The sequence below is a fragment of the Catellatospora sp. TT07R-123 genome (genome assembly GCF_018327705.1).
GTDB lineage: Bacteria > Actinomycetota > Actinomycetes > Mycobacteriales > Micromonosporaceae > Catellatospora.
Genome location: NZ_BNEM01000002.1, coordinates 1,016,632 through 1,030,764, shown reverse-complemented (window position 1 = coordinate 1,030,764; position 14,133 = coordinate 1,016,632). Strand labels below are relative to the sequence as shown.

General features: G+C 67.9%; 5 protein-coding genes. 4 read left to right on the top strand and 1 reads right to left on the bottom strand.

Annotated features, from left to right (window positions below; translation table 11 throughout):
* The first annotated feature begins 22 nt into the window (after positions 1 to 22).
* Positions 23 to 1,843: a DNA helicase RecQ gene (gene recQ, locus Cs7R123_RS24750; protein ID WP_212830111.1), complete on the top strand. Its 1,821-nt coding sequence runs from the start codon at positions 23 to 25 to the stop codon at positions 1,841 to 1,843.
* Here the strand turns inward: recQ and Cs7R123_RS24745 are convergent.
* Entirely contained in the window at positions 1,833 to 3,329 is a 1,497-nt protein-coding gene (locus tag Cs7R123_RS24745) for a cellulose binding domain-containing protein (RefSeq protein WP_212830110.1), read from the bottom strand. The genes recQ and Cs7R123_RS24745 overlap by 11 nt on opposite strands.
* A gap of 655 nt (positions 3,330 to 3,984) precedes the next feature.
* On the opposite strand from Cs7R123_RS24745, the gene Cs7R123_RS24740 reads away from it, so the two are divergent.
* From Cs7R123_RS24740 to Cs7R123_RS24730, 3 genes are all read left to right on the top strand, one after another.
* Positions 3,985 to 6,597 (top strand): LamG domain-containing protein, encoded by a 2,613-nt coding sequence (locus tag Cs7R123_RS24740; RefSeq protein ID WP_212830109.1) that lies wholly within the window; start codon positions 3,985 to 3,987, stop codon positions 6,595 to 6,597.
* Between the two features lie 53 nt (positions 6,598 to 6,650).
* Positions 6,651 to 13,022: an RHS repeat-associated core domain-containing protein gene (locus Cs7R123_RS40850; RefSeq protein WP_212830108.1), complete on the top strand. Its 6,372-nt coding sequence runs from the start codon at positions 6,651 to 6,653 to the stop codon at positions 13,020 to 13,022.
* A gap of 102 nt (positions 13,023 to 13,124) precedes the next feature.
* Positions 13,125 to 13,502, top strand: coding sequence for a hypothetical protein (locus Cs7R123_RS24730; protein ID WP_212830107.1), 378 nt, complete (start codon positions 13,125 to 13,127; stop codon positions 13,500 to 13,502).
* Positions 13,503 to 14,133: the final 631 nt, after the last annotated feature.

Sequence of the window (14,133 nt, the reverse complement as noted above, 5' to 3'; positions counted from 1 at the left end):
GGTCGGCGCCTAGGATCGACCGGTGAGTGATGCGGCAGAGGTGCTGAGCAGGGTCTTCGGTTACGACAGCTTCCGTGGCGCCCAGGCCGACATCATCGATCATGTCATCGGTGGCGGCGACGCGCTCGTGCTCATGCCCACCGGCGGCGGCAAGTCGCTGTGCTACCAGATCCCGGCCCTGGTCCGCCCCGGCGTCGGCGTGGTCGTCTCGCCGCTGATCGCGCTCATGCAGGACCAGGTCGACGCCCTGCGGGCGCTCGGCGTGCGGGCCGGTTTCCTGAACTCGACGCTGGACTTCGACGAGCGCCGGATGGTCGAGGCCGAGTTCCTGGCCGGGGAGATCGACCTGCTCTACCTCGCCCCCGAGGGCCTGGCCTCCGGGTCGGCGCTCAACCTGCTGGAGCGCGGCAAGATCTCGCTGTTCGCGATCGACGAGGCGCACTGCGTGTCGCAGTGGGGCCACGACTTCCGGCCCGACTACCTGGCCCTGTCGGTGCTGCACGAGCGGTTCCCGGACGTCCCGCGCATCGCGCTGACCGCCACCGCGACCACCTCGACCCGGGTCGAGATCGCGTCCCGGCTCGACCTGGGCGCCGCGCGGCTGTTCATCTCCAGCTTCGACCGCCCGAACATCCAGTACCGGATCGTGCCGAAGAACAACCCGGCCAAGCAGCTGCTGGAGCTGCTGCGTGAGGAGCACGCCGGTGACGCGGGCATCGTCTACTGCCTGTCGCGGGCGTCGGTGGACAAGACGGCGCAGTTCCTGGTCGACAACGGCATCCCGGCGCTGCCGTACCACGCGGGGCTGGACACGCGCACGCGCGCGCAGAACCAGTCGCGGTTCCTGCGCGAGGACGGCCTGGTCATGGTCGCCACGATCGCGTTCGGCATGGGCATCGACAAGCCCGACGTGCGGTTCGTCGCCCACCTGGACCTGCCGAAGTCGGTCGAGGGCTACTACCAGGAGACCGGCCGGGCCGGGCGCGACGGGCAGCCGTCCACGGCCTGGCTGGCGTACGGGCTGCAGGACGTGGTCCAGCAGCGCAAGATGATCGACAGCTCGGAGGGCGACCTCGCCTACCGGCGCGGCCTGGCCGCGCACCTGGACGCGATGCTGGCCCTGTGCGAGACGGTGCAGTGCCGCCGCAGCCAGCTGCTGGCGTATTTCGGCGAGCCCGGCGCCGCCGACTGCGGCAACTGCGACACCTGCCTGAACCCGCCGCAGACCTGGGACGGCACCGTCGCGGCGCAGAAGCTGCTGTCGACGGTGCTGCGGCTTCAGCGCGAGCGCAACCAGCGCTTCGGCGCCGGGCAGTCGATCGACATCCTGCTCGGCCGCGAGACCGACAAGGTGCGCCAGCACCGGCACCAGGAGCTGTCGGTGTTCGGCATCGGCACCGACCTGAGCGAGTCGGAGTGGCGCGCGGTGGTGCGCCAGCTGCTGGCGCAGGGGCTGCTGGCGGTCGAGGGGGAGTACAGCACGCTCGGCCTGACCGACGCCGCCGCCGAGGTGCTGGGGCGCCGCCGCGACGTGCAGATGCGCCGGGAGCCGGAGCGGCCCGCGCGATCGGGCGGCGGGTCGTCGTCGGGGCGCAAGGCCGCCGCGGCCGTGGCCGAGCTGCCCGCGCAGGCGGCGCCGCTGTTCGAGAAGCTGCGTGCCTGGCGGGCAGCCACGGCCAAGGAGCAGGGCGTGCCCGCGTACGTGGTGTTCCACGACGCGACCCTGCGCCAGATCGCGACCGAGGTGCCGTCCAGCCTTGCCGAGCTGGGCCGCATCAGCGGGGTCGGCGAGAACAAGCTCGCCAAGTACGGCGAGCAGGTCCTCGCCGCGCTCACGGAGTGACGGCGATGTTGGTCAGGCCGTTGACGGCGTTGCTGACGGTGTTGGAGGCGTAGACGACGTTGAGGTTGCCCGCGCACTTCGACGTCGACGTGATCTTGATGGCGTACTGGCCGACCCCGCCCAGGTCGGACGTGTTGCCGCGCCAGATGTTGCCGCAGCCGTTGAGGAACGACGGCGTGGTGGCCGGATTGTGCGTCTCGTACCCGTTGACGAACGTCCCCGGCGCGGCGAACGTGCCGGTGTTGCCCTCGATCAGGTAGCCGATGCCCTTGACGTCGATCCACGAGTCGGCCGAGTTCTGCCCGGAGATGCCCTGGCCGTTGAACGTGTTGCCCCGGATGACGCCGTCGAAGGTGCCCTCCTTGACGTCGATCAGCTCGGCGGCGACGTTCGGGCCGATCCGGTTGTTGAGCACCTGGACCCGGTCGGAGCGGTCGACGCCGCCGGAGTTGCCGTGGCAGTCCCAGTTCGACCCGGCCGACCCCAGGTAGACGCCCTCGCCGTAGCCGGGCTGGACCAGGCCGGTGTATTCGACGACCGAGTTGCGCAGGATGCCGTCGGCCGAGGAGCGCCGGAAGTGGATGCCCTCGTCCTCGGTGTGGTGGACGTACACCCCGTCGATGACGACGTGGTGTGAGTCGTCCAGCACGATGCCCTTCTTCGACTCCGCCACGGTGAACCCGGTCAGGTTCCAGTACGGCGCCCCGAACAGCCACAGGCCGTAGCCGGAGTCCCAGCCCGCGGTGGGAGCGGGGCACGACGGGGCGGTGCCGCTGGGCCCGTCGTTGATCAGGATCGCGGTGCGCGGCCCGGTCAGCGTGATCGGCGCGGCGGCGGTCCCGGCGCGCTGCGTGGCGAACGCCCCCCGGTACGTGCCCGCCGCCAGCCGGATCGTCTGCCCCGGCGTCGCCGCCGCCAGCGCGCTGACCAGCTGCGCCGCCGTGGACACATCGACGATGGGCCCGGACGGGCTCGCCGACGGGCTCGGTGACGGGCTCGCCGACGGCGACGCGCTCGGCGAGGCCGACGGCCGGGGCGACGGACTGGCCGACGGACTGGCCGACGGACTGGGCGAGGCGGTGCCGCCGGAGCAGGGTGCGCCGTTGACGGTGCAGTTCAGCGCGGTGCCCCGGCCGGCGGCGTTGAAGCCGAACGTCTGCGAGGCGCCCGGGTTGACGGTGCCGTTCCAGCTCAGGTTGGTGAACTTGTAGTGCTGGCCGGTCTGGGTGCGGGTCGAGCTCCACGATGAGCTGACCGTGGTCCCGGCGGGCAGGTCGAACTCCACCGTCCAGCCGCTGGCGGCCGCGTCGCCGCCGTTGCTGACGGCGACGTCTGCGCCGTACCCGGTGTCCCAGACGCTGACCTGCGTGATCGTCGCGGTCAGCCGGGGTGCCGCCGCGGCCGCCGGGCTGCTCAGCAGGGCCGGGACGGCTGCCGCGAGCAGGGTGGCCACCGCACCGGCGACGGCCAGGAGAGGTCTGCGCATCGACGCGCTCCTTTTAGGAAGGAAGGTTTACCGTTGTGGGGAACAGCGTCTCTGACTTCTCGATTTTGTCCAAATCGCGCGGCCGGTCCGCACGTGGCGTGGCTGGGTCGCCTCGGATCGGAGGTCTGCGGATGGGCAGTACTGACGCGGTTCTACGGCGATTTGGTTGATACCGCGAAGGTAACGCTTAGATAACAGGGTGCCAGGCCGCGAGTGACACAACGTGACTTTGCGCGTCGAGGGCGCAGGCCGCTGTTCGATGATCCGCAGGAGCGTGTGCTCATTTGTCCATATCGGCATAATTGCGCTCGGTGGTCGAAACCCCCTTCCCGTCGGTAGATCGTTTCGCGGCTGCCCCCCGCCGGGCGTCGGCCCTTGTTAGCGTTCGCTCGCTTTGAGGTGTGCTAACGGGAGGAGCCCCTGAATGGCTGGCGCAGCTATGCCCTCAAGACGTTTGATGACAGGACAGTCCGCGGCGCGATGGGCGCGCAGGACGGCCGGAATCGTAGCGGCGGCGCTGGTAGCGGCCGGGATGGCCGTGGTCAGCGCACCACAGACGGCAGATGCCGCAATGTCCTGCCAAGACTCCGCCGAGTCCGCTGCGGTCGCATCCGACATTGCGAAGCGATGCGGCAATCACGTGCTGGTGTCGGACATGGTGGACGAATACGCGACCCACGTCGCCAATCCTGACGGCACTTTTACCTTCAGTGCGTCGACGGACCCGCAGCGAGTCCGCAAGGCGCGGGGATGGGTGCCGATCGACCGCAGCCTGGCCGTGGTGGGAGACCGGGTCGTGCCGGCGGCGACGCTGCTCGACGTGTCGCTGTCGGCGGGCGGCACCGGCGATGCGGTGGTCATGCGCGACGGCGCGGCGAGCCTGAGCCTGTCGTGGCCGAAGCCGCTGCCCGCTCCCGTGCTGGACGGCAATGTCGCCACGTATCCGGAGGTCATCCCCGGGGTGGATCTCCGGATCACGGTCGAGGTGCAGTCGTTTTCCCAGGTGCTCGTGGTGAAGACCCGCAAGGCGGCGGCGAATCCGTCCCTCGCGCGTCTGACGTGGGGTGTCCGGGCCGACGGCGTCGACCTTCGCACCGCCTCGACCGGCGAGCTCCGCGCGGTCGACTCCACCGGGCGGGTGGTGTTCATGGCGCCTCCGGCCACGATGTGGGATTCACCGGCACAGCCGAACCCGGCTCAGGCCAGGATGCTCGGCCTGCCGGAAGGCGAGACCCTCGATGAGGCGCCGGCCTCGGTGATCGGCATCCCCGCGCAACTGTCCCAGGGCCGGCTCGCCGTGGTGCCCGACGCCGGCATGCTCAAGGCGGCGGACACGACGTTCCCGGTCATGATCGACCCCAGCTTCTCCTCCGGCTACGCCCGCTGGGCGACGGTGGAGAAGACGGCCCCGGACACCGCGTACCAGACGACCAACAACTGGCCGCGGGACTACATCCGGGCCGGTCGCGCGTGGGGCGAGACGAGTGTGTGGCGGTCGCTGATGACGTTCACCCTCACCGGGATGGCAGCCTCGACGCTGGTGTCCAACCCGTCGTTCACGATCAGGCTCGATCACTCCGGGGCGTGCGCCGACACGCCGGTGGAACTATGGCGCATCAACTACTTCCTGAACACCGGGGTCACCTGGAACAGCTCCAAGGCCGGCTGGATCAGCAACTACGGCAGCAGGTCCGGCAGCGCCAACGACTCCTGCTCGGCACAGAACTCGGAATACCTGGAATGGTCCACCTCGGCGATGAGGTCGATGATCCAGTCGACGCTGGACGGCGGCTGGGGCACGTTCAACGTCGGGCTGAAGGCGCCGAACGAGACTGACGAGAACCAGTGGAAGAAGTTCGGCATCGGCACGGCGACGTTGGAGGCGACCTACAACAGGGCCCCGAACACGCCCACCTCCGCCACGATGACCGACTGCCCGGCGCCGTGTGCCAGCGGCGCGTACGTCGCGGTGGGCAACCCGACGTTGAAGGCGCTGGCGTCCGACCCGGACGGGGGCACGTTGACGGTGTCGTTCGTGGTCGCCGACCTGGCCGGGGTGACGCAGCGCTCGGGCCAGGTGACCGGCTACCTGTCGGGGTCGGCGGCACCTGCGTCCTGGCAGGTCTCGCCAGCGTTGCCGACCGGGGTCTACCAGTGGCGGGTCCAGGCGTGTGACGCATACATATGCGGCTCGTTCACACCGTGGTTCGGGTTCACCACCGATCTGAACTCGCCGTCGACTCCGGCGATCACGCCGGTCAGTCCTTCGCTGTACTTCGAGGACAACGGATCGGGCGTCAGCTCCGGCGGGGTCGGTGTCGCGGGAAGTCTCAAGCTGAGCCCGGCCAACGGTGAGACCGACGTCGTCGCCTACGAATGGCACTTCGAGTCGGGCACGGTGACGACGGTGAACCAGCTGACGAACTACTCGGCCACGATCTCGGTGACGCCGACCTACGACGGGGTCCGCACGCTGTGGGTGAAGGCGGTGGACGTCGCGGGCCGCAAGTCCGCCGACAAGGCGTACCGGTTCCTCGTCGCCTCGCCCGCACCCGACGCCGCGGTCTGGATGATGAACGAGACCACCGGCACCACTGTTGCCGATTCCATCGGCAGCTATCCGGCGACCGCCGCCAACGTGACCTGGGCGGCGGGCAAGGTGGACAACGCCGCGCAGTTCAGCGGGACCGGCGCGATCACCACTGCGGTGCCGGTCCTGATGACCGGTCCCGACGTCGGCCAGCAGGTCGGCCGCGACTTCTCGGTGTCGGCCTGGGTGAAGCTGACCAATACGAGCGCTGACCGGGTGGCCGTGGCACAGATCGGCGCCCACCAGGCGATGTTCCGGCTGGGCTACTCCACGGCGGCCAACGGCGGCAGCGGCGGCTGGTGCTTCACGGTGTCCGCGGCCGACGTCAACAGCGCGGCCACCCAGTCCGTGTGCGCGAACTGGACGGTGGCCACCGGCCAGTGGGTGTACCTGACCGGCGTCTTCGACGCTGACGCCGGCAGCACCGGCAACATGTCCGACAACACCATGACGATCTACGTCGATGGCGGCGACCCCTTCGGAATGTCGACCGCGTCCGCGTACGCGGCGGTGCCCTGGGTCACCCCGCCGTCGGGCAAGTTGACGATCGGCCGTGGCCTGGTCGACTCGACCGCCACCGGCTACTGGATCGGTCAGATCGACACCGTGCGCGTGCACCAGCGCGCGCTGACCGCAGAGGACGTGCAGAGCTTCTACCTGACGGACGCCTTCCTGTGAGGGCGTGGACAGCCAGTGAACATGCAGTCGCCATCGATGACGGGGAGGAAACGATGCGAGCTGTACGTGCAAGAACAGTGCCGCTGATGCGGCGGGTGCTGCTACCGGTGCTGGCCGCGACGGTGCTGGTGGGCGGGCTGCAAGTGCCCGCCCAGGCACAGTCGGCCGGACCCGCCCAGGTGGCGCCCGTGGCGCCCGAGGCGGCACGGGTGCCGACGAGGCAGGTCAAGCCGGATGTGCGGCCGGTGTTCTCGGCCGGGCACCGGGTGGTGTCGCAGCCCGCGACCGTGTCCTGGCCGGCCGCCGGCCAGTCGAAGGTGTCGCTCGCCGGGGTTCCGGCGGGCATCCGTACCGAGCGCGGGGTGTCGGCAAGTGGCGCTGCCGCCTCGACTACCGGTGGAGTGGTGCGGGTGGCGCCCGCACCTGCCCAGGCGGGGTCGGATGTGCAGCGCGGCTTCGCTCCGGCCGGAGACACCGTGACGTCGGCGTCGGTGCGGGTGCACGGCCGTGCCGACGCCGAGGCCGCCGGCATCGACGGCGTGATCGTGGATGTCGCGCGCGCCGACTCGGTCCGCCGGTCGGGCGCGGTGACCGTGGCCGTCGACTACTCGGGTTTCGCGAAGGCCTACGGTGCCGATTGGGCGACGCGACTGCGGCTGGTGCAGCTGCCCGCGTGTGCCCTCACGACGCCGAAGGCGTCGCAGTGCGCGACGTCGAACCCGCTGGCGTCGACGAACGACGCAGGTTCCCAGACGGTGACCGCGGTGACGCCGCTGGCGGCCGACGGCGGATTCACGGTGCTGGCCCTGACCGCCGGTCCGTCGGGCAACAACGGCAGCTACAACGCCACCAGCCTGTCACCTGCCTCGACGTGGCAGGTCTCCGCGCAGACCGGTGCGTTCTCGTGGTCGTACCCGTTCCGCATGGTGCCGGGCGTCGGCGGCCCGCAGCCGTCGCTGTCGCTGTCGTACAGCTCGCAGGCCATCGACGGGCGCACGTCCACGACGAACACGCAGGGTTCGTGGATCGGTGACGGCTGGGACATGTGGACCGGCTACATCGAGCGCACCTACAAGTCCTGCGCTTCCGACACCGGTCAGGTCGGCGGCAGCGACCCGAACAACAAGACCAACCCGACCGGTGACCAGTGCTGGTGGAAGTCGAACGGCACGATGTCGCTCAACGGCCGGTCGACCGAGCTGGTCGACGCGGGCGGCGGCAAGTGGCGCGGCAAGTCCGACGACGGGTCGCTGATCGAGCTGCTGACCAACACCGGTTTCGGCAACGGCGACGCCGACGGCGAGTACTGGAAGGTCACCACGGTCGACGGCACCCAGTACTTCTTCGGCCGCAACCACGGTGTGGGCGGGGCGACCGCGTCGGAGGCGACCAACTCGGCGTGGCTGACCCAGGTGTACGGCAACCACGTCGGCGAGCCCGGCTACACCGCCGGCAACTTCGCCGCGTCCCGCCGCACGCAGGCGTGGCGGTGGAACCTGGACTACGTCGTCGATCCGCACGGCAACACGATGACGCTGTTCTACGGCAAGGAGACCGGTGCGTACGGGCGCGAGAGCGACCCGGCCAAGCGCACCACCTACGACCGCGGCGGCTACCTGACCAAGATCGAGTACGCCTCCCGCAACGACGCCCCGGCGACGACCCAGCCCGGTGCGCGAGTGCTGTTCGCGGTCAACGACCGCTGCGTCACGTCCTGCTACTCCAGCGGTGACCCGGTGGCCGCGAACTGGCCCGACACCCCGTGGGACCAGTACTGCAAGGCGGCGCCCTGCACCAACGCGCTGTCACCCACCTACTGGACCAGTCAGCGGCTGACCCGGGTGAGCACCCAGGTCTACTCCGGCTCCGGCACGGCGTTCAACGACGTCGAATGGTGGGACCTGCACCAGGACTTCCTCAACGCCGGGGTCAGCGAGGGCACCCCGATGTGGCTGCGCTCGATCGACCACACCGGCAAGGTCACCACCGCCGGCGGGGCTGAGGCGTCCGACCCTCCGATCACGTTCAACCCCGGGGCCGATCCGCTGGCCAACCGGGTCGACGGACCCACCGACGGGCGTACCAACCTGTTCCGGTTCCGGATCCAGTCCATCACCACCGAGTCGGGGACCCAGATCGGGATCACGTACTCCGCGAAGGAGTGCACCCGCACCGCCCTGCCCACCCCCGACACGAACACCAAGCGCTGCTACCCCCAGATGTACGCCCCGGACGGCGTCAACGCGACCGTCGACTGGTTCCACAAGTACGTCGTGACCCGCCTGGACGAGCACGACCAGACCGGTGCGTCGGCGGACATGCAGACGGAGTACTTCTACCTCGACACCCCCGCCTGGCACTACGACGACAGCGAACTGGTCAAGCCCGAGGAGCGCACCTGGGGGCAGTTCCGCGGCTACAGCCACGTCCAGATCAGCAAGGGCAAGGGCACCGACCCGCGCCTGGTCGACGACTACCTGTACTACCGCGGCATGGACGGCGACAAGCTGTCCGGCGGCGGCACCCGTACCGTGAAGATCACTGACTCGCAGGGCGTCCAGGTCGACGACCGCGACGAACTGAACGGGCAGGTCCGCGAGGAGACGAAACTCGACTCCGCCTCCAGCCTCGTCGTGTCCAGCACCATCACCGACATGTGGGTAAACGGCCCCACCGCGACTTCTGGGTCGCTGAAGGCGTGGATGGTCCAGCCGCAGACCCGCCGCGAACGCACCCGCCTGCTCAACGGCACCTACCGCTGGACCAAGCAGACCACGGGTTACAACACCGACGGCCTGCCCGAGACGGTCGACGACTTCGGCGACGAGGCCGCCAGCGGCGACGAGACCTGCACCCGCACCTGGTACGCCCGCAACAGCGGAAACTGGATGCTGGACCAGGTCAAGCGAATGCAAACCGTCGGCGTCGCCTGCGCGGCGACCCCGTCCGTTCCGGCAGACGTCCTGTCCGACGTGCGCACCACCTACGACGACGTGGCCAACGACTGGAACACCGACCTGCCGGTGCTCGGTGACGTCGCCAAGGTCGAGGAGGTCGACTCTTGGAACGGCACCAACCCGGTCACGGTGCTGACCGCGAAGACCACCTATGACGCCAACGGACGGCCGCGAGACAGCTTCGACGCAGCTGGCTATAAGACCAGCACCACCTACACCCCGATGCTGGCCGGCCCGGTGACCGGCGTCAGCGTCACCAACGCCAAGAACCAGACCAGCAGCACCACCTCCGCACCCGCATGGGGGCTTCCGGCGACCATCATCGATGCCAACGGCGCCGTCACGGCACTGGACTACGACGGACTGGGCAGGCTCCTGAAGGTATGGCAGCCCGGCCGCGACAAGGGCACCTATCCCCAGACACCCAACCTGGAGTACGTGTACCTGCTGCGCAACAACGCCCCCACCGCGGTAACGACCAAGATGCTGCTGCCCACCGGTAGCGGATACGCCACACAGATCACCCTGTTCGACGGCTGGCTGCGGCAGCGGCAGACCCAGACTCAGGCACCCGGCGGGGGCAGAGGCCTCACCGATACCATCTACGACTCCCGAGGCCTGACCGCCTGGACCGCGGCCGGCTACTACGACGCCTCCAATGCCGCACCCAGTACCGCGCTCTACACCGGTCTCACCAAACCGTCGATTCCGTCGGTAAGTGACTTCTTCTACGACAGCGTCGGCCGCAAGACCGCCGAGGCCCTGTCCTCGTACGGGGTCGAGCAATGGCGATCCCAGGTCCAGCTGTTCGGGGACCGGACCACCACCATCCCTCCCGACGGCGGCACCGCAACCACCACCATCCTCGACGCCGACGGCCGCACCACCCAGCTGCGCCAGTACCACGACCGGGCGTTCGCGGGCAGCGACGATCCGACCACGTTCGACGCCACCAACTACACCTACACTGACCGGGGCGAACTCGACACCGTCACCGACCCGGCCGGCAACACCTGGAACTACGACTACGACCAGCGGGGCCACCAGACCGACGTCTACGACCCCGACACCGGCCACGTCCACACCGAATACAACGACCTCAGCCAGGTCGAGAGTGTCACCGATGCCACGGGGATCACGCTCGGCTACGCCTACGACGCGCTCGGCCGCAAGACCAGCGTGACCCAGGGCGGCAACATCCGCACCACGTGGGAGTACGACACCCTCACCAACGGAATCGGCAGGCTGACCCGTTCCACCCGCCTCGAACCGGCGGGGTCGGCCAACGCCTACACCAATGAGGTCACCGGCTACGACATCGCCGGCCGGGTCACCTCCAGCAAGCTCGTCGTCCCGTCGGGCGAGGGCACGCTGTGCGCGTCGGGCACCCTGACGCCATGTGAGTACACCTACTCCACCTCCTACAAGGCAGACGGCCAGCCGTCGGTTACCAGCATCCCCGCCGCCGCCGATCTCGGCAGCGAGGTGATCGCGCACAACTACAACGACGTGGGTGCGCCGACCACGCTGACCACGAGCCTGTCCAGCAACGTGTACGCGGTCACCTACAACAAGCTGGGCATGCTCACCGAGCGTAAGCTCGGCAAGTTCGGCAGCCTCGTGACCGCCACCTACACCATCGACGAGGCCACCAACCGCACCACCGATGTGGTCGTCTCGCCCGACGGGCAACCCGTCCCCGCCTCCTACCACTACACCTACGACAAGACCGGCAACCTGCTCAGCATCAAGGACAGCCCGTTCGGGCAGACCGCCGACACCCAGTGCTACACCTACGACCACCTGCGCCGACTCACGCAAGCCTGGACGCCGCTGTCTGGGGACTGCGGTGCGACGCGCACCGTCAGCGGTCTTGGCGGCCCGGCACCGTACTGGCACTCCTACGCCTACACCGGCTCCGCCGGACTGGCCGGCAGCCGCACACAGGAAACCTGGCACGAGTCGGCCGGTGACACCGTCCGCGACTACACCTACCCCACCCAGGGCGGCCCCGTCGGGTCTCAGCCGCACACCGTCCAGCAGGTCGTCACCGACCGGCCGGGCACCGGCAACGACACCACCGACCTGTTCGACTACGACGCCAACGGCAACACCACTCTGCGAGACCCGGCCGGACCCGCCAGCCAGCAGCTGGCCTGGGACCCGGAAGGACACCTCAAGAGCGTCACCGACGGCGCCGGAACCACCGACTACATCTACGACGCCGACGGAAACCGGCTCATCAGCCACGACCCGACCGGCGCCACCCTCTACCTGCCCGGCGGACAGGAAGTCCGCCGCACAACGGGGCAGCCGACCAAGGCCACCCGCTACTACAACCACCTCGGCACGATCTACGCCGTCCGCACCGCAGCGGGACTGACATGGCAGGTCGCCGACCACCATGGCACATCCGAAGTCGGCATCTCCGCCACCAACCTCGCCAACATCTCCCGCAGGCGCAGCACCCCGTTCGGCACCGACCGCGGCACCCCACCCGCCACCTGGGCCGGTGACAAGGGCTTCGTCGGCGGCACCCGCGACAACACCGGCCTCACCCACCTCGGCGCCCGCGAATACGACCCAGCACTGGGCATGTTCCTATCCGACGACCCCGTCTCCGACCCGGGGGATCCACAGCAGCTACACGGCTACGCGTACAGCAACAACAACCCGACCAGCTTCTCCGACCCTTCCGGGCTGTACTACACCGAAGACAGCGACGACACCGGCGCCAAGGGCTACGGCCACAGCAACGGCCCGACTACCGTCGTCGACAAGTTCGTCCCACCACCCTGTGATGCTGCCTGCCAGGCCGCCCGCGCCGAGCGCGACCGAAAGGAACACGAACGCCTCGAACGCGAACGTCTCGAGCGTGAGCGCGCGCGCCGCGAGCGCGAAGCGGCCGAAAGAGCCAAGATAGACGATACCTGGTGGAAGCAGAGTATGGATTGGATCAGCGACGCGGCCCCGGCACTCGACCTGCTGGCCGCGGCAACGGCAGCGGTTCCCGGACTTGATATCGTGACTGCAACTCTTGCGGTCGCAGTGAATATCGTCTCGGTAGCAAACGGTGCAATCGACGTATGGAATGATATTCAGTATTCGACGACAACCACCGGCACTGAGACCGCCTTTGACGTCGCAGGAACTGTCCTAAGCGCTGTGGGTCTTGGGGCAACTGCCAAGCTTGCGCACGCAGAAAAGGGACTCGCGGCAGCTGCGAAGGAAGCGTCAAAGACTGCGCGAACGCTAAAGAACCTGGGCTCGCCGAAGTACGCCAATGCAGTTGCGAAGCAGGCAGCGGCTTCATTGGCGAAAGCGACTGTGGTGAAATCGGCCGCCGCCGAATTTGTTGTAGGAGCTGTGGGCAATGCCCTCGGATTCGCTCAGCAGTTGGTTCCGAACGCCGGCGGAGACGACCGATCGCCGAATATCTTCTCTTCGGTATTGCTTTCCGTTATCTAGCTGACAGCTCGCGGCGGCGGGCCCCCGAGAGTGGGCCTGCCGCCGCGACTGTTAAGATATGCGTCAATTCGGGTCATAGCTCGGAGGGCTTTTCATTCCATGATGAACCTGACTATTGAGATCGCTCGCCTGTATGCACGTGTCGCCGCGGTGCCACTGAAGCGTTGGAGGGCATCGGCGCTCTTGAGCAAGGATCGGTCCCGTCAGACCCGCGAACGTCGGCAGCTGGATGTCTTCTCGGCGTGGGTGTCACTCACGATCGTTTTCAGCGTAGCCTTCGTTGTTGCGGCGCTGGTCTGCCTAGGTCTTGGCATACACGGAAGCGCGGCCGACATAATTCTTTTGCCCTTTATCGGTCTCATTGTATTTACGGGTGTAACCTGTGTGGTGGAATTACTGCGCACGGATGCTAAGCCCTATGATGTGCTGTTCGGCCTTGCGGCTGCATCCCTCCTCCTTATGCAGCTGGTAGGGAATTGACGTGCTTGGTGATTTCCACACAAGTCCAATCGTGGCATGGTGGATAGCCGCCGTGCTCGGAATGTTCACGATGTTATTCGTGGCGTTGAGGCTGAATGGCGGGCAACCCAAAGTCAATCGTGCACTGATTGCGCTGGGCGTTATTTCACTAGTGTTCGGCTCTGGCCATAGCTCAGATCCCAGGATCCGGCTGTTGATCATTGCCGTAATTGGCGTTGCCACACTCTCCTTCCTCCCGCTTCGTCGGCGCACGGCATCCTTGCCGGCCACAGCAACTGATCGTGTGGCAGGGGTGCGACACGCAAAGCGAGCCATGCTGCACTTCGCCGCTATAGCAGCAGGATTAGTAGGTTTGTGCTTTCTGTTCTTTCGCTTTTGATCTGTAGGCTACCGTTGTGTACCGAATGAGTGGCATTCTCGCCGTACGACTACCCGGTCGGCGCGACGATCGCATGGACGCTTCGGAACGCCGACCGGCCCGTTGGGCCGTTCGAGTGGTCGAACTGTAGGCGTGGCGCCTCAGGCGCTGGCTGTCACCGTATGGCTCGTTGCGTTTGACCCCCAGCGCGCTGCGCGCTTTCTGCGGCGAGGGTCTGATCGGCTTCTTGCACAACCGGGTCGAACTCACCGC